The organism is Anaerorudis cellulosivorans (assembly GCF_025943985.1).
In the GTDB taxonomy this organism is placed as follows: domain Bacteria; phylum Bacteroidota; class Bacteroidia; order Bacteroidales; family Dysgonomonadaceae; genus Anaerorudis; species Anaerorudis cellulosivorans.
In genome coordinates, this window is record NZ_JAPCWE010000012.1 from 77,057 (window position 1) to 100,735 (window position 23,679).

At 39.1% G+C, this 23,679-nt stretch carries 20 protein-coding genes; 7 read left to right on the forward strand and 13 right to left on the reverse strand.

Annotated features, from left to right (window positions below):
- Window positions 1-8: 8 nt before the first annotated feature.
- Both OLM34_RS08080 and OLM34_RS08085 read right to left on the reverse strand, forming a co-directional pair.
- Window positions 9-3,395, reverse strand: coding sequence for a SusC/RagA family TonB-linked outer membrane protein (locus OLM34_RS08080; protein ID WP_264406487.1), 3,387 nt, complete (start codon window positions 3,393-3,395; stop codon window positions 9-11).
- Between the two features lie 64 nt (window positions 3,396-3,459).
- Window positions 3,460-4,650 carry a n-acyl-d-glucosamine 2-epimerase gene (locus OLM34_RS08085; protein ID WP_264406488.1) on the reverse strand — a complete coding sequence of 397 codons (1,191 nt, stop codon included), beginning with the start codon at window positions 4,648-4,650 and terminating at the stop codon, window positions 3,460-3,462.
- Window positions 4,651-5,327: 677 nt separating this feature from the next.
- Between OLM34_RS08085 and OLM34_RS08090 the strand changes: the two genes are divergently transcribed.
- The 3 genes from OLM34_RS08090 (at window position 5,328) to kdsB (ending at window position 9,767) form a co-directional block, all read left to right on the forward strand.
- Window positions 5,328-7,535 (forward strand): RelA/SpoT family protein, encoded by a 2,208-nt coding sequence (locus tag OLM34_RS08090; protein ID WP_264406523.1) that lies wholly within the window; start codon window positions 5,328-5,330, stop codon window positions 7,533-7,535.
- 79 nt (window positions 7,536-7,614) lie between these two features.
- Window positions 7,615-9,006: an NfeD family protein gene (locus tag OLM34_RS08095; protein WP_264406489.1), complete on the forward strand. Its 1,392-nt coding sequence runs from the start codon at window positions 7,615-7,617 to the stop codon at window positions 9,004-9,006.
- Complete coding sequence (gene kdsB, locus OLM34_RS08100; protein WP_264406490.1) at window positions 9,003-9,767, forward strand: 3-deoxy-manno-octulosonate cytidylyltransferase; 765 nt, start codon at window positions 9,003-9,005, stop codon at window positions 9,765-9,767. The genes OLM34_RS08095 and kdsB overlap by 4 nt, the downstream gene beginning before the upstream one ends.
- A 63-nt stretch (window positions 9,768-9,830) precedes the next feature.
- Here the strand turns inward: kdsB and OLM34_RS08105 are convergent, their stop codons facing one another.
- Entirely contained in the window at window positions 9,831-10,118 is a 288-nt protein-coding gene (locus OLM34_RS08105; RefSeq protein WP_264406492.1) for a hypothetical protein, read from the reverse strand.
- A 186-nt stretch (window positions 10,119-10,304) separates the two neighbouring features.
- Between OLM34_RS08105 and OLM34_RS08110 the strand changes: the two genes are divergently transcribed.
- Entirely contained in the window at window positions 10,305-11,054 is a 750-nt protein-coding gene (locus OLM34_RS08110; protein ID WP_413777209.1) for a lysophospholipid acyltransferase family protein, read from the forward strand.
- A 290-nt stretch (window positions 11,055-11,344) separates the two neighbouring features.
- Here the strand turns inward: OLM34_RS08110 and OLM34_RS08115 are convergent, their stop codons facing one another.
- Window positions 11,345-12,328, reverse strand: coding sequence for a GNAT family N-acetyltransferase (locus tag OLM34_RS08115; RefSeq protein WP_264406494.1), 984 nt, complete (start codon window positions 12,326-12,328; stop codon window positions 11,345-11,347).
- A gap of 187 nt (window positions 12,329-12,515) precedes the next feature.
- Between OLM34_RS08115 and galE the strand changes: the two genes are divergently transcribed.
- The gene (galE, locus tag OLM34_RS08120) at window positions 12,516-13,550 is read left to right on the forward strand and encodes a UDP-glucose 4-epimerase GalE (protein WP_264406497.1); all 1,035 of its coding nucleotides are present in this window, start codon (window positions 12,516-12,518) and stop codon (window positions 13,548-13,550) included.
- Between the two features lie 167 nt (window positions 13,551-13,717).
- Here galE and OLM34_RS08125 read toward each other — a convergent pair whose 3' ends face one another.
- The 3 genes from OLM34_RS08125 to OLM34_RS08135 all read right to left on the reverse strand — a co-directional run bounded on the left by OLM34_RS08125 (window position 13,718) and on the right by OLM34_RS08135 (window position 15,501).
- Window positions 13,718-13,933, reverse strand: a complete 216-nt coding sequence (locus OLM34_RS08125) for a winged helix-turn-helix domain-containing protein (RefSeq protein ID WP_264406499.1) — start codon at window positions 13,931-13,933, stop codon at window positions 13,718-13,720.
- A gap of 200 nt (window positions 13,934-14,133) precedes the next feature.
- Window positions 14,134-14,988 (reverse strand): phosphatidate cytidylyltransferase, encoded by an 855-nt coding sequence (locus OLM34_RS08130; RefSeq protein ID WP_264406500.1) that lies wholly within the window; start codon window positions 14,986-14,988, stop codon window positions 14,134-14,136.
- Window positions 14,989-15,051: 63 nt separating this feature from the next.
- Entirely contained in the window at window positions 15,052-15,501 is a 450-nt protein-coding gene (locus OLM34_RS08135; protein ID WP_264406502.1) for a DUF5606 family protein, read from the reverse strand.
- A gap of 174 nt (window positions 15,502-15,675) precedes the next feature.
- Between OLM34_RS08135 and OLM34_RS08140 the strand changes: the two genes are divergently transcribed.
- Window positions 15,676-16,860, forward strand: a complete 1,185-nt coding sequence (locus OLM34_RS08140; RefSeq protein WP_264406503.1) for a lactonase family protein — start codon at window positions 15,676-15,678, stop codon at window positions 16,858-16,860.
- Between the two features lie 47 nt (window positions 16,861-16,907).
- Here the strand turns inward: OLM34_RS08140 and tdh are convergent, their stop codons facing one another.
- The 6 genes from tdh to OLM34_RS08170 all read right to left on the reverse strand — a co-directional run bounded on the left by tdh (window position 16,908) and on the right by OLM34_RS08170 (window position 23,457).
- Window positions 16,908-17,933 carry an L-threonine 3-dehydrogenase gene (gene tdh / locus OLM34_RS08145; RefSeq protein ID WP_264406504.1) on the reverse strand — a complete coding sequence of 342 codons (1,026 nt, stop codon included), beginning with the start codon at window positions 17,931-17,933 and terminating at the stop codon, window positions 16,908-16,910.
- 53 nt (window positions 17,934-17,986) lie between these two features.
- Window positions 17,987-19,177 carry a glycine C-acetyltransferase gene (kbl, locus tag OLM34_RS08150; RefSeq protein ID WP_264406505.1) on the reverse strand — a complete coding sequence of 397 codons (1,191 nt, stop codon included), beginning with the start codon at window positions 19,175-19,177 and terminating at the stop codon, window positions 17,987-17,989.
- A 172-nt stretch (window positions 19,178-19,349) separates the two neighbouring features.
- Window positions 19,350-20,030 (reverse strand): zinc metallopeptidase, encoded by a 681-nt coding sequence (locus OLM34_RS08155; protein ID WP_264406507.1) that lies wholly within the window; start codon window positions 20,028-20,030, stop codon window positions 19,350-19,352.
- Window positions 20,031-20,140: 110 nt separating this feature from the next.
- Window positions 20,141-21,403, reverse strand: a complete 1,263-nt coding sequence (locus OLM34_RS08160; protein WP_264406508.1) for an adenylosuccinate synthase — start codon at window positions 21,401-21,403, stop codon at window positions 20,141-20,143.
- Entirely contained in the window at window positions 21,403-21,936 is a 534-nt protein-coding gene (locus OLM34_RS08165; RefSeq protein ID WP_264406509.1) for a Fur family transcriptional regulator, read from the reverse strand. The genes OLM34_RS08160 and OLM34_RS08165 overlap by 1 nt, the downstream gene beginning before the upstream one ends.
- A gap of 66 nt (window positions 21,937-22,002) precedes the next feature.
- Window positions 22,003-23,457, reverse strand: coding sequence for a glycoside hydrolase family 10 protein (locus OLM34_RS08170; RefSeq protein ID WP_264406511.1), 1,455 nt, complete (start codon window positions 23,455-23,457; stop codon window positions 22,003-22,005).
- 134 nt (window positions 23,458-23,591) lie between these two features.
- Between OLM34_RS08170 and OLM34_RS08175 the strand changes: the two genes are divergently transcribed.
- A partial coding sequence (locus tag OLM34_RS08175; protein ID WP_264405325.1) for a DUF4372 domain-containing protein occupies window positions 23,592-23,679 on the forward strand: 88 nt, incomplete at its 3' end.

Consider the following 23,679-nt stretch of genomic DNA (forward strand, 5'->3'; position numbering starts at 1 on the left):
ATTAAAGATTAGAAAGTAATATTTAAACCGAATGTCACTGTACGTGGCAAGGTATACGTAGCATCTTGAATTCCACCTTGTTCTGGAGTAGCAATTGTTTTTGCAGCCGTTATATAACCCAAATTCTGACCGGTAATCGAAAGATCCAATTTTTCTATAAAAGCTTTATTAATAAGCGATTTCGGCAAGGAATAGGATAGCGATACTTGTCGTAGCGATAAATAATCGCCTTTGTAAGTAAATAAAGTGGAATTGCGATAGTTTCCTTTTCCTAACTGATCCGCCCACATGTAAGTCGGATATTTTGCATTTGGATTTTCCGGGGTCCATGTTTTTCTCACATCGGTGGTCATATTATAGGTACCTTGCATATTGCCCATGATCCATGGCAAACGATAATCCATTACCCAAAAATCAAAAGCGTAATCAAAAGCACAGTACAACGAAAGTTGTTTCCATGTAAGAGTGGTGTTGAACCCTCCAAACCAGTGTGGAGTTGTATTTCCTACTTTCACCAAATCATAATCGTCTATTATATTATCTCCATTGATATCTTTCCATTTTACATCACCGGGTTGAATAGGAAATCCTCTACCGTTAATTTTTTCTTGTTCGGTCATTTTTGCCCAATTACTTTTACCATAAAGGGTACGGGTAGTACCCCCTTGAAAGGAATGGGATTTTACGATCATGTCATCCGGTATTTCACTTTCATCTTTATAAATACCTTCAGCTTTAAATACATAGAGCACACCCGGCTCTTGCCCTTCTTGATAACCTCCTACCCAAATCAAATCGGTTTTGTCTTTCCCCGAATATACTTGAAAACCACCTTGTCGGTTCAATGGAAGGCCATTATAAGGTAAACTCACAACCGTATTTTTGTTGTATGAAATATTTGCCCCTATGTTCCAATACCAATTCGTGTTTTGAATAGGTGTCGCAGAAAGTTCGATTTCAACTCCTCTATTGCGAAATTCTCCATTATTTGTGCGAATTCCGCTAATTCCGGATGAACTGGGAAGACTCAAAGTGGCGAATTTATCTGATGTTAGACGATCATAAAAGGTAAAATTGGTGGAATACCTGTTTTTTAAATAACTAAGATCAAGTCCGACTTCAAATGTTCTTGTTTTTTCCCAGCGCAGGTCGGGGTTGGGAACAGAGCCTAAAACAAAAGTAGCAAGTCCGTTATATTTTGTTGAAGCAACATAGCTGCCTTGCAATTCATATGCGCCGATGCCCGATACATTTCCGTTTAATCCGTAGCTGGTTCTCAACTTACCGAAAGAAATGATATCGTCAAATTCTTTCATGAAAGATTCTTTGCTGAAAACCCATCCGGCCGATATACCGGGAAATGTTCCCCATCGTTTGTTTACTAATCTGGAGTACCCATCATGTCGTAAAACCATCGAAAGGAGATATTTTTCCTGATAATTGTAATTGGCACGACCAAAAAATGATAAAATGCGTTGTTTGGTATGGTATGAATCAATGCTTCTTTTATCTTTTTCACTGGAGGTCAATTGCAAGTCACGAAAATCATCCGTAGGTGCGCCGGATCCGGCTGCATAAATGCCATATGAGTAAGTATCATAATATTCGGAACCAACCATTGCCGAAAGATAATGATCATTTATTTGTTTATCGAAATTGAAAATCGCATTATAGGTTTGATCCAACGTTCGTCCGAATTCACCTGAGGTATTTCTTGTGGTATTTATCTTTGTGGGGTTTTCTCTAAAATCCTTATTAAATGCTTCGTAAAACCCTTCACTATAATACCAATTTCCAGAAAGCTTCAGATAAATATTTTTGGAAAAATCAATTTTTAATGTTTGGTTCATCGTAAATTTGTCCGTTTGATTGAAGCGATAGAACTTTTCGGGCTGATAAGCTTGATTGCCATCACTATAATTATTTCCCAGTCGGTACGAACCATCATGGTCGTTGGTATAGCGGACGGTAGGAGGAACTGTCAATATTCTACTGAAATAATTGGCTTCACTTGTTTGTGATGCGGGCATCGATTGCCAATTAGCCCTGTTAAAGTTGAAGCTTGACAGCGAGGTAAGCCACGGTTTGATTTTATAATCTCCATTGATAATAATCGAATAACGTTTGTAATATGAAGAAATAGGTAATCCTTGTGAATAGTTGTAGCCTAACCCTGCATAATAACTTCCTTTGTCGTTTCCACCCGACATATTCCAGTTGTAATCTTGTGAATAGGATGGATCTTTAAAGTTGAAATCTCCTGGATAAGTATTTTTAAAAATCAAATATTCGGGTACTGAATTTGGGTCATTACTGATGCTTTTTATGTATTCATATACAGGGTCTTTCATTTTTTGCCAACCATATTTATCAATTAAAAATTGATATCGATCTTCATAATACATAGTGCTCCACACAGAATTCATGGTGTTTTCCAAAGGTGTTACACCATCTGCGGCAAAATATGCATTTCCTGTTCCATACGGTTGTGTTCCGGTTAGTGTAATGGGGTTCGAATATCCCACCCATGTGCCATTTTCTCGTTGCCATATTTGTGCCGATTTTACATAAGATGGACGCATCCAAGTAAGGTATTCTTCAGCATTGCAAAACTCATAAGGGAGGTTTAGATAGTTAGCTCCAACCTTCATTTTGAAATTCATTTCCGAAACGCCTTTTTTCCCTCTTTTCGTTTGGATAAGAATAACCCCATTATTTGCTCGTGCTCCATAAATAGCTGTAGCTCCTGCATCTTTCATTACTTGCATGTTCTCGATATCTTCTGGATTTATATCCGAAAGGCTTCCTCTGACTTGTCCGTCAACTATAATCAGTGGAGAACCCGAACCGTCCAGATTTGTCCCTCCACGTAATATTATAGAAGGTGTTGCACCCGGATTACCGGAATATTGGACTACACGTAAACCGGAAACTGCACCGGAAAGAGCTTGTGCAGGATTGGAAAATATTCCAACCTCCAATTTCTTGTTTTCAACTTTAGCAATGGAATTGGTACTTCTTGATCGTAATTGCGTTCCTCCATAACCGGTAATAACTACTTCTTCAAGCATTTCAACATCTTCTTGCATGGTGACATTAATCACTGTCCTGCCATTTACCGGTACAACCAATGTTTTCATACCGACATACGAAAACTCCAATTTTACTGTCGGCGGAACATTAGGAAGTTCAAAATTGCCATCATAATCCGTTACGGTTCCGGTAGCTGTCCCTTGTATTTTTACCGAAACTCCGATTAATGGTTCTTTTTGCTCATCAACAACATTCCCTTTAACGGTGATGTTTTGAGCACATATTGCTAGGGAGCTTAACCAAAGAAAAGTCATGATGATTAAAAAATCCCTCTTTACATTAAATGTTCTGTTTTTGTTCATATTCTCTCCTATTAATGTTAAACATTGATATTTATATCGTTTTGGTGCGATATTCCTTTATTATTTAATGGATTAATTCATGTTTTGTATGATTTATTTTTTCCAGTGTCTTCCAACATTGATACAATCCGCGGGGCACATGGAAACAGCCTTTCCATTTTCCACCTTTCAGTTCCAGAAGCACTTCCCCTCGCCGGTTGAGATATCCCCACCATTCAGGATAATCGGGGTCCTTGAAACGACTCCAGGTGTAGTCGTGTATTTTTTCGAACCATGAGAGGCATTCTTCAGAACCTGTCAGTTGATACCCTTTGATCAGCGATATCAACGTCTCGATATGTACCCACCATAATTTCTGATCCCATTCCAATTGAAGAGGAGGACAGCCTTTTCTGTCCATGAAATAGAAGATTCCGCCATATTGCTTGTCCCATCCGTATTCGATCATTGTAAGCGTCGTTTTTACTGCCTTTTCGATTAAATCGTGGCGGTTGAGCCTTACCGCCAGATCCATAATGAACCACATGGCTTCGATTGCATGTCCGGGATTGACCTGTCGTCCGTCGAAAGAGTCGGAAAGAGAACCGTCCTTATGCACGTTTTCCACGAGGATGCCCCCCAATTCGGGTCTGAGAAAAACCTCCATCACTTCGTGAACGCAGTGATCCATGATTTTTTCGATGAACTCTCCGTCAAGCAGGTGCTCGATTTCCAGCGACAGGTTGCATAAAATCATGGGCAACGAAAGCGTTTTCAAATCGCGGGTTCCCGGATAGACTTTATTCCACCGATCTTTGGGATTATCCATTCGCGCGAGGATGACATCGAAGGTTTTTTTGGCGATTTTGGCATATTCATCATTGTTTGTGGCAAGACTTAACTGCCCAAATCCCATCGCGACAAACATGTGAGAGAAAATGTTGTAGGGTTCAATCAAGGGTTTTCCTTCGCGGGTAAGGGAAAAATACCAGTTGTAATTCCCGTCGTGCCCGTATTTTTTTAAAAATTCTGCTCCACCGATGGCACAATCAAGCCATTCCGACCGTTTTTCCACTTTATTGTAGAGGGTGGAAAACATCCACACCTGCCGTCCTTGCAGCCACATGAATTTGTCGGTGTCGAACACATTGCCTTTGCGGTCGAGACATGTAAAATATCCACCGCATTCCTTGTCTTGCGATTGATTGAGCCAAAAAGGGACGATATTGTCGATAAGTTCGTTTTTGTACTGTTGTTCCAGTTTTGTTAGATTCATAAGTTCGCTATTAATTTGTCATTATATTTTTTTCAAAAAAATCAACTATTCTCATTGATTCTTCACCGGAATTTATAAATATCCTCTTTGATTTTTATTTTTTTTGCCAAATATATGATGCATTTTTTATATATGCAAATCTTTTAATAAAAATATTTATAATAATGATGTTAAATAATTTGCGATATCAATATATTAAGTGTAAATGGGGGATATCAGAGTAAATGATTGCTTAATGTTAGCGGTAATTTTAATATTAGAGATAGATTGATATTGGGGTGTATTTTTGGGTAGTGAATCGATTTTTGTCATGGTCATTCGCGAATTATTGGTTAAATCGGATTTTCCTTCTGTACCGAAATAAATTTTTATCTTTCGTTGGAAAATTGAATGAGTGTGTGCGAAAATTTTATCTCTTTTCTGAAGGCCGGTGTAAACAATAACTAACTCAAATCCACTGTCTGGAAAATTAATGTTCCGATAATTTTTTGATCGGAATCGAGATCATTTGAAAATGAAATTGAAAAATAATTTAGTTAAAAACATCATGATTATTGGCAATCTATAATTAAATAATTTAATAAGGTGTCTTTACATGACTTTGAAGGATTATATGGAAAAAAAATGTAAATTTGTTGGGAAATAAAAATGTGGATTTCCCGGATATTTTAAATGGCATGAATAATAACGAGGTGAAAATAAAAAACGAAGAATTTTTGGCACTTTACAGAAAAATCTATCGTTTTCTGAGAAATGAGTGGGATCCCCAGAAAGTTACGTTGCTGAAAAATATTCTTGGCGATTCGATGAGCCGTGCTTCTGAAATGTCGGAAAAGGAGAGAGAAGAGCAATTGCTCCTTATTATGAAAACGGCCACCATTATCATGGATGAGATTGGCTTAAAACAACCGACAGTGGGTGCTGTTTTTCTTTTTCATGCTGTAACGAAAGGCCATTATGATATTTCGGAGGTTAAGGATCATTTTGGGGAAGAAGTAGTGACGATTTTGCGGGGTTTGATGAAAGTGAATGAGTTCAGTGACAAGAAATCGGCAGTCGAATCTGAAAATTATTTGAAGCTGCTGCTTTCACTGGCTGAGGATATTCGTGTGGTATTCATTATGATAGCCCAACATCTTCAGAAAATGCGTGATGCCGCTTCTAAAGATCAGTCCATCCGCCTTGCTCTCTCTGTTGAATCCTCTTATCTGTACGCTCCCCTTGCTCATCGGTTGGGTTTATATACCATAAAATCGGAACTCGAGGATTTGTCGTTGAAATATACCGACAGGGAAACCTATGATTACATTGCCCGCAAACTCAATGAAACCAAACGTTCGCGGGATAAGTATATTCAGGAATTTATCAAACCGGTAAAAGAGCGACTCGACAAAACCGGATTGAAATACGATATTAAAGGTCGTACAAAATCCATTTATTCCATCAACAACAAGCTCAAAAAGCAAAAAGTGGAATTTGAAGATATCTATGATCTTTTTGCCATCCGCATTATCCTGGATTCGCCTCCCGAACGCGAAAAAGCGCAGTGTTGGCAAGTTTATTCCATCATCACCGATATGTATCAGCCCAATCCCATGCGTTTGAGAGATTGGCTTTCGATTCCGAAAAGCAACGGATACGAATCGCTCCATATCACCGTCCTAGGTCCGCAATCGCGGTGGGTGGAAGTGCAAATACGCACCCGCCGGATGGACGAGATTGCCGAGCGGGGGTTGGCTGCACACTGGAAATATAAAGGGATAAAAGAAGAGTCTACGCTAGATAACTGGTTGAGTACGCTTCGGGAATCGCTCGATAATAAAGAGGACGATTTAAAGGAGAAGTTGGGCAATTTCAAGCTAAACCTGTATGAAGAAGAGATTTTTGTTTTTACTCCGAAAGGCGATCTTATCAAACTGCCAAAAGGTGCTACGGTTCTCGATTTTGCTTTTGCTATCCATTCTAAGTTGGGAGCTACTTGTGTATCGGGAATGGTGAACAAAAAAAATGTTCCCATCAAACATGTCCTAAAAAGTGGCGACCAGGTAGAAATTGTTACTTCACCTCACCAAACGCCCAAACAGGATTGGCTGAATTTTGTGGTTACGGCAAAAGCAAAAACAAAAATCCGACAGTTGTTAAAAGAAGAAGCCGGAAAACAGGTGGATATTGCCAAGGAAATGTTGGCGCGCCGAATGAAGAATCGCAAGATTGAGCAGAACGATGCTGTGTTGATGCAATTGATCAAAAAACTCAAATACAAAACCGTAACCGATTTCTATGTAGACATAGCTGCTGAAAAACTGGATGTCAATTGGATTATCGACAGGTATCTCGAACTTGAAAGTAAAGAAGGCGAATTACGAGAAGTGCCCGCCCCTGCACCTGCCGAGAGTTTTGTAATGCATTCGCCTTTGCAGGATTTGACTACACGCGATGAGTTGATCATCGATCAAAACCTTACGGGTGTGGATTACAAACTGGCTAAATGTTGCAACCCCATTTACGGAGACGAAATATTTGCTTTTGTGTCGTCGCAGGGAATTCGAATTCATCGGGTCAATTGCCCTAATGCACACAATCTTTTTTCCCGCTATGGTTATCGGATACTCAATGCCCGTTGGTCCGGCCATTCGTCGAGCAATGCCAATTACTCTGCTGTTTTGCGTGTAGTTGGCAATGATCAGATCAATATTGTTTCAACCCTGATGTCGATTATTTCCAAAGAAGAGGGTGTGCTCATGCGTTCGATTAACATTGATTCAACCGACGGACTTTTCCAGGGAAATATCACCATTTCAGTTGCAAATACACAAATGCTCGAACAGCTTATCCGAAAACTAAGTGCCGTAAAAGGGGTGAAGTCGATTTCACGTTTGAATTGATCACAAGTGGTTATATTTTTTCATAAAACTGCTTTTTCCTTTCGAAATCATTTATCTTTGCTTCAACAAATTGGTAAGAATGAAATATATAAGGTGGTTTTTATTGGTGTTGTTAGGCGTAATGTTCCGGCCTTTTCATGCGGTTGCACAGGATGCCAAGCTTATCTATCGTATCAATATAAACGAAAATATTGGCAGCAATACGTGGGTATATTTGCAAAACGGGTTGCATAAAGCAATAGCCGAAAATGCCGATTGTGTTATTCTGCATATCAATACTTACGGAGGAGGTGTGAAAGAAGCAGATTCGATGCGTACAGCCATTCTTAATTCGCCAATTCCGGTATATGCCTTTGTCGATAATAATGCAGCTTCGGCCGGAGCACTTATTTCCATTGCATGCGACAACATTTATATGCGCCGGAGTGCAACGATAGGGGCTGCAACTGTTGTTACGGCCGATGGTGCAGCGGCCCCCGACAAATATCAATCGTACATGAAGGGGATGATTCGTGCTACTGCAGAAAGTCATGGTAAAGATACGATTATCCGCGACGGAGATACCCTTTATGTATGGAAACGCGATCCCAAAGTGGCTGAGGCTATGGTGGACGAACGTGTGGTTATACCCGGTTTGGTAGATTCTACTCAGGTGTTGACCCTTACGGCTGATCAGGCTGTTGAATTGGGTTATTGTGCAGGAATTGCGGAAAATATCGATGAAATTGTTACCCGATATTTGGGGTTTGACCACTATGCAATAAAAACCTATAATCCTACGGCATTCGATCGGATAAGGGGGTTTCTGATGAACGCTTTTGTGCAAGCATTACTTATTATGTTGATTATGGGGGGTATTTATTTGGAATTGAATTCTCCCGGCGTAGGTTTGCCCGGAGCAGTAGCCATAACAGCAGCTATTTTATATTTTACACCACTTTATCTTACCGGCTATGCTCAAAACTGGGAAATCTTGATTTTTGTATTCGGTTTAATTTTAATTGTTTTTGAACTTTTTGTGATACCGGGTTTTGGCGTAGCCGGGATTTCGGGAATTATACTCATGGTGCTTGGGCTGTTTTTTGCCATGATTGAAAATATTCATTTCGATTTTAAAGATGTCCCTTTACGCCATTTTTATAAAGCTTTGATTACGGCATTTGCCGGAATAGGAGTGGGGCTGGTTTTGATTGTTTACCTGTCGAGTAGGATAGGGAGAAGAGGGATATTGAAAAATGTGGCTTTGCATGCCGATGAAGAAGGTTATCTGTCGGTTTCGTCAGAACCGGCATCGCTGGTAGGAAAAACAGGTGTGGCTTCTTCCGTTTTACGCCCTTCGGGGAGGGTAGAAGTCAATGGCGAATATTATGATGCGGTTTCAATTAACGGCTTCATTGAAAAAGGAGAATCGGTTTTCGTCCATAAATATGAGAACGCTCAGTTATATGTAAGTAAAAATAGTGAACAATGAAATTTATAGCGATTATACCTTCGCGATATGCTTCAACACGTTTTCCGGGTAAACCATTGGTCGATATGGCAGGTAAGCCGATGATTCAACGGGTATATGAACAGGTGAAAAAAACCATTGCCGATGTATGGGTAGCAACTGATGACAATCGGATTTTTGATGTAGTGCAATCGTTCGGGGGAGATGCGGTAATGACTTCCGCTCAGCTTCGAAGTGGCACCGATCGGTGTTTTGAAGCGTACGAAAAAATCGGAACCAATGCGGATGTTGTGATCAATATTCAGGGTGATGAACCTTTCATTCAACCTGAACAAATTGAAGTCCTGATAAACTGTTTCGATTCGCCGGCGGTACAATTGGCCACTTTGGTCAAACCTTTTTTCCGGAAAGATGGCATTGAAGCGTTGTTTAACCCGGCATCGCCTAAAGTTGTTATCGATAAAAATTTTGAAGCACTTTATTTCAGTCGGTCAGTAATCCCTTATGTTCGCGATATTGAGGAGAGTCGTTGGTTGGACCACCACGTATTTTACAAGCACATAGGCATTTATGGGTACCGGACTGATATTTTGAGAGAAATTGTTTCTTTGCCACAGTCGACGCTCGAGAAAGCCGAATCGCTCGAGCAGCTTCGATGGATAGAAAACGGTTATCGGATAAAGGTGGGAGTTACTGATATAGAGACTATCGGTATAGATACACCACAAGACATGGAGCGTGCTCTTCGTTTTTTGGAGAACCAACAAACAAAAAAACCTTAAGAAATATTCTCAAGGTTTTTCTTCTCCATTTTCTTTTTTCTTTTAAACGATGGCTATTTTGGATTATTCGTTGTAAAGTGCCAATTCTTCTTCGCTATACGCTTTTTTCTTTGCAAAATAGAAAATGATAAACGGGATAATCAAAAGCAAAATTGCCCATATGATATTGCTCAAGGTAGAACCTTTTTTCATATTGTTTACATAGAGGTAACCCAAAAATCCCTCAATAATAATAATGAATCCAACAATTAAATTCGTGTTGGTTGTAGTGCCCTGAAAAAATGGGATTGCCAATACAAGTATGCCAATAAGCATTACAATTGCGCCGGAATATTTTGCTAATTCTTTCATGTGTGTATATAATTATGATATTTTTGTTTCGCAACGCAAATAAACACAAAATTCGACAAACAATAAAATAATTTGAGAGAAAAATTTATTTAAAGGCAAAAAAATCGCACAATAGAAAAAAAACCGGCATTTTTTAGTGAAAATCTGAGGATTTACGTATTTTTGCATAGAATAATTTTGATTGCAATGAAAGTTGTAAAAATCATAAAAGATGTTGTATTCTTTTTGTATCAATGGTTGGTTTTTCTCCCTATCTTCATTATTTTGACCATTCTTACGGCGATCACCGTAATGATTTTTTCCCCTCTTTTTGGCAACAAATTTTGGGGATATTATCCCCCCAAATGGTGGTCGAGGTTAACCTGTTGGTTGGCATTGTGTCGTGTAAAGGTTACAGAACATGACAATTTGGATCCCAAACAATCCTATGTTTTTGTAGCTAATCACCAGGGAGCTTTCGATATTTTTTTGGTATATGGTTTTTTGAATCAGAATATTAAGTGGGTACAAAAACAAAGTTTGAGGAAAATTCCGTTGGTGGGTAAAGCCTCCGAAATTGCGGGACATGTTTTTGTTGATAATTCGAGTGCAGTATCTCGGGCAATTACCATTCAAAAAGCAAAAAAACAAATTGTGGATGGTGTTTCCATGATGATGTTTCCTGAGGGTTCGCGTACGCGAAACGGTAAATTGGGACGCTTTAAAAGAGGGGCGTTTCAAATGGCTATTGATATGGGTCTTCCGATCGTCCCTCTCACCATTAATGGTTCGTACGATGTATTGAATGCACAAAGTTGCATTATTCATCCGGGGAAAATGGAATTGATCATTCACAAGCCAATTTCTACAGAAAATCTCACCGACAATGATATTCCGACTCTGATACAACAGACGAGAGATATTATTTATGCCGATTTATGGGAGAAATATAAGTAAGGATTTATGTTGAGTCTTTCAGCTAATCAGATAAGCCGTAGTATTACACCCTATCCTATAAAAAAGAAATGGTTGTCTCACGACAACCAATCTTCATTGTTAACCTTAAATCTAATACCATGAAAAACACGTTGCAAAGTAACGGGTTATTTTTTTTCTTTCCAAATATTTGTGTCCTTAAATTCCCATTTATAACATCATTTAATATAAGATTAGGCTTATTGGAATAATACCTTTTCATTTTGCATTCATTAATAACGAAATGCCGATGGAATTAGCCATTAGAATGGTTAATTGTGAATCCAATTTGCTATGACGTTAATCAAACAAGAGGTAAATCGATTCCAACGTCTCGTTGCTTTTTGTTTGCCTCCAAACTGAAGGAGAAAAAGGGCTCTCCCTTTTTTTTTGTGAATACGCCCGGCATCCATAAAGTCAAAATAAAGATAACCTTCATTTTCAGCAAATTGTAACGCACTCCAGATACTATAGATAGAAGGATATAATTTTTTGTATTTTTTCTTTTTTCTCCAATAATACAGACAGTATACTTTGTTTTTTTCAAAGCCTAGAATAATACCTCCGATAATTTTTTGACCATATTTTGTGATAAATATTTTTCCTTTGTTTTGGCAAACGTAATGACGATAAAAATTTACCAGACATTGGTAAGGAGGAAAATACCTGAAAAATTTTGATCCTCTTTCTTTTTTGATGCATCGATAAACTTCCGGCAATTTTTCTTCCGATGAGAGTTCTTCTACGATTACTCCTTTTCTTTTAGCCTTATTCACTTGATTTTTTCGCGAAGGTGAAAGTTGGTCCCATATTTTTCTTTTTCGTTGAAGCGAGTTTTTTATGCTGATCCATTTGATGGAATAAAAGCCCTGATCGCGGAATGCTTTGTATCCGAAAATGGGATCATCGAGATTTCGAAATTGGATAAAAAAAACTTTGCGCCGAACTTCTTGAAGTAACGTTTTCACTAATTGGTGAAATATCTCTTCTTGTGGAATGTCGTCCGAAAAAAAAGAGGGTTTTTGAGAGACATAACATTGTTTAAAAAGAGGTCCGAATAAAAAACGGTGTAAGCGTTTGATGAGAGCAAACATACAAGCTACCGGTTTTTCATCGTCAAATGCAACAATCATGAGTGGACGGTGGCAGGGTACTTTCTCATATAAATCGAATGACGAGGAGTAATGGCAAAAATTGACATCATCCAGAGGCGGCAAATCTTCTTTGTTGTAATATGTTTTTAATTTGTAACCCATTTAAGAAATAAAAAAATGAAGGGGAAAATTGGAGATAAACTTTACAAATATACACTCTTTTTAATATACTGTCAAAAAAATGCGTTTATTTTTTATTTTCTTGGAATTTACCATCTCTTCTTGTTTTATTTTCTATATTTGTGTGACGAAAAGAACAATACGTTTTTATTATTAAATCGAAAAATAAATGGCAAAAAAAATTCTGGTAACCGGCGGAACCGGATATATTGGTTCGCATACTGTAGTAGTTCTTCAAGAGGCAGGGTATGAGGTGCTTATCGTTGATAATTTATCGAATTCCAATATTGACGTTATTGATGGGATCACCCGTATAACGCATATTCGTCCTGTTTTCGAAAAGCTGGACTGCACCGATAGGGAAGGCATGAGGTCTTTTTTTGAGAAATATCCGGGTATTGATGGCATCATTCATTTTGCTGCAAGTAAAGCTGTAGGCGAATCGGTTCAGAAACCGTTGTTGTATTATCGGAATAATATTGTTTCATTGTTGAATTTATTGGAACTGATGCCGGAATTTAATGTAAAAGGGCTGGTGTTTTCTTCTTCGTGTACCGTCTATGGGGAACCCGATAAAAATCCTATCGACGAAAATGCTCCCATAAAACCGGCAACATCACCATACGGTAATACGAAGCAAATCAACGAAGAAATCATTCGGGATTATATTCATTCCGGAGCTCCTATCAAAAGCATCATTTTGCGCTATTTCAATCCCATCGGTGCGCATCCATCGGCCGAAATTGGCGAATTACCGTTAGGTGAACCCCAAAACTTGGTTCCTTATATAACCCAAACGGCCATTGGCATTCGACCCTACTTAAAAGTTTTCGGGAATGATTACAATACGCCCGATGGTTCATGTATTCGTGATTTTATCGATGTGATGGATCTTTCAAGAGCACATTTGGTTGCCATGGATCGTATATTAGAGGATAAGTCGGATGAAAAGATGGAAATATTCAATTTAGGTACGGGTAGGGGAGTTTCGGTACTGGAATTGATTCGCGTATTCGAGAAAGTATCAGGTAAGCCGTTAAATTATAAAATTGTAGGTCGTCGAGAAGGGGATATTGAACAAATATGGGCAAATCCGGAAAAAGCCAATAAAGTGCTTGGCTGGAAAGCTGAGACGCCACTAGAAGATACGTTGGCCTCTGCATGGAAGTGGCAGCTTAAATTGCGCGAAAAGGGTATTATGTGATTTTTTTTACTTCCAAACGACAAAAATTAAAAGAGGGTATATCGTCATGTGATTTCACCCTCTTTTGTATTTGTATCCTTACCGGAAAACAATTTCAACTATTCAATTCTCTGCAGCTTATTTTTTATTTTGATACTGTCTTTTTTATAAGGATGGAAACGATGTGATTAAAAATAATATTCGATGATAAGGTAATAGTACTCGTTATCTTCCCCTTCTTCAAATTCAATTTTGTTTTCCCTAGCCAACCATCCTATTGCGGCATAAATTTCTTTCTCTGATAATCCGGACGCTTTTTTCAATTTTTTTACATCCCATTTCTCGTTGTCGCTCAGCAAATTCCAAATAATGCCGGCATTTATTCCGATATTTTTTTTGTTCATAGCAAATATTTTTAAAAGATTATGTTGGTTTATTCTTATCGAGTTTCTTGCTTTTTATGGAATTTTTATGTTTTATAGCTTGTTAGAGAATATGTATATTAACTTTTTAATTGTTTTATAAACGCTTTTAAGATTATCTTTGTTCAATAAACAAGTGATGAATTGACAAAATTTAAAAAAAAATTGGAATTCGTAAGTCTTTAAGGTTGTATGCCGTCAATCAGTTGGGCAAATAGTATCAGATACAGATAGATAGCAGGAATAGCAATGAGGAGGCTGTCTATACGATCGAGAATTCCACCGTGTCCGGGTATAAGGTTTCCCGCATCTTTTATTCCATACGTTCGTTTTATAAGCGATTCAAATAAATCTCCTATGGTACCAAAAAGGGAAATGACCAAAGCAAAACCTAGCCAAAAATTTAGCGGATATTGAGAATAGTAATGGGCAAAAATTAAGGATGCGAGAAGCGTAAAAATAATGCCACTGAAAAAACCTTCAACCGATTTTTTTGGAGAAATGCGTTCTATAAGTTTATGTTTGCCAAAGAGAGAGCCAATAAAATAGGCTGCCGTATCGTTTACCCAAATAAGAACAAAAATGGCAAGTACCAACAGATAATGGTATTCTTTTGCCCAAATGTTATACTGATAAGAAAGGAGCATCAGCAAAGATAGGGGAAGGGTAATGTAGATTTGTCCGAATACCGAATAAATGATGGCATGAAAAATATCGTCCCGATTAATCAGCACTGCAGATGCAGTTAGCGCAAGCATATATGTCAGTGATGTTGCAGGGAACAAATAGGCATTGATGTTTTCAAGATAAAGATATGCAGAAAGAAAAATAATTATTCCTGACGCAATGTTGAATATTTTACTAATGGCATGGGATGTATTTTTTTCTACAGCATTATAAAATTCATATAATCCGAATCCCAGCATAGTGCCGAAGACAATCAGGAAGGAATATTTTCCTCCCAGTATACCACCAAGTAAGACAACTATATAAATGATACCTGCGCCTGCTCGAGTGAGAAGATTTTTTGTATTCAAGTCAACGTCTTTTAGGAATCGTAATCGATAAGGCATTATTTCAAAATAATGCCTTATCTTGTTTTATTTTGAGGTTTCCGGAGAGATATCTCCTTTATCGGCAGATTCTTCGGAGCTCTCTTTTTCTTCGGTCTCGAAATCAATCTTATTGTCAATCAGAATATTGTACCAATTAATCAGTTTTTTGATATCTGAGGCATATACCCGGTCTTTATCGTAATTGGGAAGTACTTCTGCCAAATAAGCGAAGAGCTCTTTGTTTGCTGTTTTTGAATTAAGCGAAACTTTTCCTCCCTTTTCTTTTTCTTTTATTTTGGCGAGTACATTTTTTAGAGGAACGTCGCCTTCTTCCGTATAAATAGAAACATCACTTAAGGCGATCACTTTTTCTGTTATGTAAACAGGAAAACGTTTGCCATCGGTTAACGATTCTACCACATTCAAATTTTTACCGGTTGATACGAGTTTATATAATCCCGGTTTTCCTGAAACCGTTAAAATTTTTGTAAGCATAATGTTTATAGGTTACTAATCATTCAATATACCACAAATAAAATGCAAAAGTAGTTAGAGAAAGCCATATTTGCAACTTTTCATTTTCAATTATGCTTAAATTGTTCGGTTCTTATCCGCTTTTTCAGAAAAATGCATTACATTCGCAATTCAAAATCGCATAAATTATTCAGAATGAATAAAAATAGTATTTATGTTCTTTCGTTGATGCTTTTGTTGTTTTCTTGTACCGCTAAAAAGAACGAAAAAGAGAGCTCGGAAAAAAGTAAGCAGACGGGTATTGTCCTTCCACAAACCGGAAAAATGTATCTTTTGGTTGGCACATATACTTCCGATAAAGGGAGCAAAGGTATTTATGTATATCGCTTTGATACTGAAACAGGAGAAAGCGGGGAGATATCCATGACGGAAGTTGATAACCCATCGTACCTTACATTAAGTCCCGATGAAAAGTTTGTGTATTCAGTAGGTGAGAATGCAGGAGGAGATGGCATGGCCTATGCTTTTTCGTTTGATAAAAAAATCGGTCAACTTTCCATGATAAATTCACAGAGTACACAAAGTGCAGGTCCCTGTTACATTACGATTGATAAAAAAGGGAAGAATGTTCACACGGCTAATTATGGGGGAGGGAGCATTTCTTCTTTTCAGGTAAAAAATGACGGCGGTTTGAGCGAATTGGTTTCGTTGATTCAGTTTAAAGGCTCGGGAGCCGATACCGTTCGTCAAAAAAGTCCTCATGTACATTGTGTTCAGTATTCGCCTGACGGAAAATATCTTTTTGCCACCGATTTGGGTACCGATAAAATATACCGTATGGATGCGATGGAGGCTGCATTCGAAGGTCAACCTTCCATTTCCGAAAGTACTCTTGTGGCATTTGTTACTCCTTCGGCAACAGGTCCGAGGCATTTCGATTTTTATCCTGGCGGAGATTACGTTTACCTGCTAGGCGAATTATCCGGTAAGGTAATTGTATATGACTACAATGAAGGACATCTTAAAATGAAGCAGGACATTGCTTCTGATACGGTTGCAGCTCATGGCAGCGCAGATATTCATGTTTCGCCCGACGGAAAATTTCTTTATACATCGAATCGGTTGAAGGCCGACGGAATTGCTATTTTTTCAATCAACCCCGATGATGGGAAGTTAACAAAAGTAGGTTATCAATCAACGGCACGTCATCCACGTAATTTTGTGATTACTCCTAATGGTAAATTTTTACTTGTGGCTAGTCGTGATGATAATAAAATACAGGTATTTGCGATTAACAACAAAACAGGCTTACTGACCAATACCTCTCAAGATATTCTGATAAATAAGCCTGTTTGTTTAAAATTTGCCTCGATGGACTAGAGGACTTACCGGATTATGAATGAAAAGAATAATATAGAGAAAATTAATTATTCCCAATTCAGAATCACTTTACCACATTGTCCGCTTTCCATAACATCGAATCCTTTTTGAAAATCGTCTATCGAGAAACGATGGGTGATAACGGGTGTAAGGTCGAGTCCGGAGATAAGCATTTGCTCCATTTTATACCAAGTCTCCCACATTTCGCGTCCATAAATTCCTTTCAGGGTAAGTGCTTTAAAGATAATAGTGTTCCAATCTACGGTAGTGGAATTCGGCAGGATGCCCAGCAGAGCTATTTTGGATCCGTTGTACATGTGATTGATCATATCGCAAAAAGCGGCCGGCGCACCCGACATTTCGAGCCCAACGTCGAATCCGCGCATTTTCAAGTCTTTTACGGCTTGGTCAATGGTTTCTCCTTTCGACAAATTTACGGTGATGGTAGCTCCCATTTTTTTAGCAATATTCAGCCTATATTCGCTCATATCGCTCACAACGATATAGCGTGCTCCGGCAAAGCGGCAGATAGCGGTGGCCATATTACCGATGAGACCTGCGCCGGTAATGAGTACATCCTCACCCAATACCGGAAAAGCCAGTGCGGTATGGGTGGCATTGCCAAAAGGATCCATAATGGCTGCAATCTCGTCGGGAATGCGCGAATCGAGCTTAACGACGTTGGCTGCAGGTAGGGAGAGATATTCGGCAAAAGCACCGTCACGATTGACCCCTACACCAATGGAGTTTTCACATACGTGCAGTTTACCTCTTCGGCAGTTACGGCAGTGCCCGCAGGCAATATGTCCCTCTCCCGTCACACGGTCTCCTATCTTCAGATTTTCCACGCCGGTTCCCATATCCACGATTTCTCCTACATATTCGTGGCCGATAATCAGTGGCGTTTTGATGGTTTTTTTCGACCAGTCGTCCCATTTATAGATGTGTAAATCGGTACCGCAAATAGCCGTTTTTTTGATTTTGATAAGTACATCATTTACACCGATGGATGGCACAGGAACATCTTCCATCCAAATCCCCTTTTCGGGGCGTAATTTTACCAGGGCTTTCATGATTTATTTCCTCATTAATTTGTTTAAGAAAATGGAAGTTTCTTTTTGGAAATTTATTTTATTACGTTTAGTTTTTTACCTACTTTTATGAAAGCCGTGATAGCTTTATCGAGGTGTTCACGCTCATGTCCGGCGGAGATTTGCACACGGATGCGCGCTTCGCCTTTGGGAACAACCGGATAAGAAAAACCTGTTACGTATATTCCTTCGTTCAGCAGTTCGGCAGCAAATTCCTGTGAAAGGCGCGCATCATAGAGCATTACTGCGCAAATGGCCGATTGGGTAGGTTTGATATCGAAATGGGCTTCTTTCATTTTACTTACAAAATAATCCACATTTTCATGAAGCTTGTCTTGTAGGGTATTTGATTCTTCCAACAAGTCAAACATTTTGATACTGGCTGCAACCACCATCGGTGGAATGGAATTGGAAAAAAGATATGGCCTTGAACGCTGACGCAGCAAATCGATAATTTCCTTGTGTCCTGTGGTAAAGCCGCCTATGGCACCACCAAAAGCTTTTCCCAGTGTTCCGGTGATGATGTCTACCTTGCCTTTGCAACCATATACTTCAGTAAGTCCACGCCCTGTTTTCCCTACCACCCCGGCTGAATGGCTTTCGTCAACCATGACAAGAGCGTCGTATTTTTCGGCTAGTTCCAATATTTTGTCGAGCGGAGCAGCATTGCCATCCATAGAAAACACACCGTCAGTGGCAATAATGCGAAATCGTTGCGATTGGGCTATCTTCAGCTTCTCTTCCAGATCGGTCATATCGGCATTGGCATACCGATAGCGTTTTGCTTTACATAAGCGTATTCCATCGATGATAGAAGCATGGTTTAGGGTGTCTGAAATAATGGCATCTTCTTCGGTGAAAAGAGGCTCAAAAAGTCCGCCATTGGCGTCGAAACATGAGGCATACAAAATGGTATCTTCCGTTCCGAAAAATTTGCTGATTCGTGCTTCAAGCTCCTTGTGAAGATCTTGTGTCCCACAGATGAAACGCACGGACGACATGCCATAGCCACGTTCATCGAGGGCTTTTTTTGCAGCCTCTATCAATTGCGGACTAGCCGATAATCCCAGATAGTTGTTGGCACAAAAGTTCAAAACTTGTTGACCCGATTTTACTTTGATCTCCGCTTTTTGCGGTGTAACAATAACGCGCTCCTCTTTGTAAAGTCCTGCATCTTTAATGGCGGTTAATTCGTCTTGCAGGTGTTTTTGCATTTTTCCGTACATCGTTTTTTCGTTTTAGGTATATTTATTAATGTTATTTTTTGTGCCTCTTTTTTTTAATTGTGTAAAGATAATCGTTTTTGTGTTTTCAGTCAAAATAAAACTAAAAAGACGGCTAAATAATGCCGTCTTTTTAGTGCTAATTTAGAATGAGTCGTTTTATTGATGATGATATTTATCTTCTGTTACCTCCTAAAGCAATTAATATATAATAAATGAGGGTAGCCAATGATCCCAATGCAGCTATAACGTAGGTATATGCTGCCCATTTCAGTGCATCACGAGCTTGTGCCTCATTTGTAACATCGGTTATTCCTGCCCGACTCAACCATGCTAATGCGCGTTGTGAAGCGTTTATCTCAACGGGTAGCGTAATGAAACTAAACAATGTGGTCATGGCAAACATGGCAATTCCTATCCAGATGAGTGCAGGGAAAGTTTGAATAAGAATAATGCCCGCCAACAACACCCATGTTACCCATTGAGACGTAATGGAAACTACCGGTACAAGTGCAGAGCGCATTTTCAAGGGGGCATATTGGGTGGCATGTTGCACGGCATGACCGGTTTCGTGCGCTGCAACGGCAGCTGCTGCCACACTCTTGCTAGCGTAAACCTCTTCGCTGAGGTTTATTGTTTTGTTGAGTGGATTATAATGGTCGGTAAGTTTCCCTCTTGTTGAGATGATTTGCACGTCATAAATATTGTGATCTCTCAACATTTTTTCAGCGACATCTCGTCCGGTCATCCCGTTGCGAAGGGGGATTTTTGCGTATTTTTTAAATCGTTGTTGCAGTGTTGCCGAAACTGCATAGCTTGCCAGTGCTATGGCAATAAATAAAATCCAAATAATCATATCACTTAATAATTTAATACTTGTGTTTATGTTAATAAAACACCTCTTTATAATGAAAAGTTCAGTTCAGTACGTTGTAGTAACAAGGATGTGACAACAAGTTTTTTACTTTATTGCCGGATGATCGTCTGTTCCCTACTTGGTCCCACCGAAACAAGAGCGATGGGGATACCCAGTTCTTCTTCGAGGAATGCAAGATAGGAATTGAATTCTTCGGGGAATTCGTCTTCCGATTTTATGTTTGTTATATCGGTTTTCCACCCCGGCAATTCAACATAGATAGGTTTAATGTTATCTGAGAGATCAAACGGCAGATTTTCTGTTTCTTTGCCGTTTGCCTCATAAGCCACGCAAGCTTTAATGGTGTCAAACGTATCGAGCACATCGCTTTTCATCATTACCAATTTGGTTACTCCATTCAGCATGATGGCATATCGCAGTGCAACCAGGTCGATCCAACCGCAACGACGTGGCCGTTTTGTCACCGAACCATACTCGTAACCTCTATCCCGAAGCAATTTCCCGGTATCGTCAAGCAATTCGGTTGGAAAGGGTCCGCTACCTACGCGGGTACAATATGCTTTAAAAACGCCGTAAACTTCACCGATTTTGTGTGGGGCTATTCCAAGACCGGTGCATGCACCAGCACAGACGGTGTTGGATGAAGTAACGAAAGGGTATGTGCCGAAATCGATATCGAGCATAGTCCCTTGCGCTCCTTCAGCCAATACGTTGTCTCCTTCTGAAAGGCGGTTATTGATGAAATGTTCGCTATCGATGATGTTAAATGTTTTTATTTTTTCTATACCCTCAAACCATTCTTTTTCAATCGCATCCAAATCATACGATAAGGGATATTGCGACAATATCTTTTTGTGTCGATCGGTTGCTTGTTTGTATTTTTCTTCAAAATTGTGAAATATATCACCTACTCTTAATCCGTTTCTTGCTATCTTATCGGTATAGGCAGGGCCTATGCCTTTGCCTGTGGTTCCGATCATCGAAACTCCCTTTTCTTTTTCTGATGCTGAATCGAGCAAGCGGTGGGTAGGCAGAATGAGATGTGCCTTTTTTGAAATGAAAAGTCGGTCGGTAAGTTTATGTCCTGAAGCTTCCAGTGCATCTACTTCTTGTTTGAACAAGGCAGGATCGATCACCATGCCGTTGCCGATAATATTTATTTTTCCTTCCTGAAAAATCCCTGACGGGATCGATTTCAGTATGTATTTTTGCTTTTCAAATTCCAACGTGTGACCAGCATTAGGTCCACCTTGAAAACGTGCTACGATTTGATAGTTAGGGGTTAATACGTCCACAATTTTTCCCTTGCCTTCGTCACCCCACTGAAGGCCTAAAATTACATCTACTTTCATTATTTTTTGTCTTGTTTCTTATCGGTGTTGTTGGCTGAAGATTTCTCGTCATTCGATTCCCTGACAAGTTTCTCCATTTCCATTTTCTTATCGTGACTGCATTTGTTGCAAATGCCGTAAATATACATACTGTAATAGTGTACGGTAAAATTTCTGAGTTTTTTTTGTTGAGTTTGTGTAAACAAATTGCCGTTCTTTATTTCCCGAACATTTCCGCATGACATACAGATCAGATGGCTGTGATTATCATTGCCATATGCTCGTTCATACGTAGAGACATTGCTCCCGAATTGATGTTTTACAACTAATCCGCAATCGAGGAGCAATTCAATGGTGTTGTATAATGTTGCCCTACTCACACGAAAATTTACATCAATCATGGATTTATATAATGAATCCATATCGAAATGTCCTTTTGTGGAATAAATATGATCGAGGATGGCAAAACGTTCAGGTGTTTTTCGATATTTATGGAGCGTCAGATATTCCATAAATTCGTCTTTCACCTGTTTTCTTAATTTTGCATTATCCATAGTACAAAAATATTTCTTTTTTATGATATTTCCTTTTTATTCGTTGTTTATTTTGTAAGATACTCTTTATTTTACGGTTTCGGAATGCCAGAAAAATGCAGGGATACAGGGACTGCTTTCATTATGAAATGAGTCGGATGCAGTAATGAAATAATAGTACGCTTGGTCATCTTCGGGAGGGAAGTAGGTAAAAACGGGTTGTCTTATTCCGGTGGCAAGGAGTGTAGCACCGTTGTTCAAGTCCAACCTATCGGTTTTGGTACGATACACATTGAAAGTAAGGCGTGCAGTAGGGTCTTTTACTTTCCAACGAAGTTGAAAATTAGTTGCCGTTTTTTCTGCTCTCAAGTCGTAAGGAGGTTCCGGCAGGGTATCCGATAACCACTTCATTGGCGGTAATTTAGCCGGATAACGATAATACACAGTGTTCATTGCATGAAGGATTTCACGATTATGTTTCAACAAATGCTCGGTACGAAAGAAGGCGTTTCCGGATGCATTTTTAGTTCGTGAGTATTCCATCTGATCGATTATATCTTTTTGTTGCCATCCCAATTCCTGAATCTGATAAATACCCAATCCCGGTACTACAAAACGTCCTTTTCCGTTATTCACCCAGTCGTTAAGGTAGGGATAAAAAAGGCTGTCGCGATAATACATCATGGGGAAAATGGCATCGTGTTTACCCGAATTTAACCACTGAATAGGATCCTGATATACGCTGTTGTATGCCGTCCACCCATCATTGGGGTTGTTCAGAAGAGGTCGATATCTTCCAACGGGTGAACTGCTTATCATAACCCAAGGTTTTACGCTTTTAACCCAATCATAAACTTTTCCTACAAAACGATTGATGTTGCTTCTGCGCCAATTATCGCGTGGTTGACTTTTCCCATAACAATTGTATTCCGATTGATCGAAAAAGTTAGTGCAGTTGGCCGGGTAGCGGATATAATCGAAATGAATGCCGTCTACGTCGTAATTGGTAACGATTTCTTTTACGATAGATAACAGGTAATCGTCTGTTTTTGGATTCCCGGGATCAAGATACCATTGGTTTTTATATAGCGTAACAATTTGGGGGTGTTTTTTTACTGCGGATGCGTTGCCCAAACTTTTTATGTGTTTTTTAGACCCCAGCGGATATGTAATAAGCCATGCATGGCATTCCATTCCCCGCTTGTGGCATTCTTCTATCACAAAAGCCAATGGGTCAAACGCTTCACCTCCGTAATTTTTAGCAATGCTTTGGCACATCGGTTCTATTTGCGATCGATACAATACTTCATCGTTGGTACGTGTCTGGAAAAGTACCATATTGATATGCAGGCTTTTCAGCTCGTCCAATAGTTGAATAAGCTCATTTTTTTGGGCGTCTACGCTGAACATATTTTTTGGCCAATCCAGATTATAATTTGTCGTTAACCATACGGCTCTTATTTCTGTTGCCGGGTATGTCTGCGAAAAAATTTTTACTGCAGCAGTAATTAAAACGATAAAAAGAAGGACTATTTTCTTCATTGTTAATCACTAGTGTCCCGTTAAAATAATGTTTATTGTTTGTAAATATTTTATATTTAATAATATGCGTCCTGAATTTCTTGTACACGATTTGGATTGGTTACTTTTGCGTTTCCCTTCAAATAGCGTACGACATGAATTCCGGCAAAACAGTTTTCTCCCAAATTATGCAGCTCATACCTCGTAGAGAATTCAACGAAATTATCACTAGACACAAGGGTG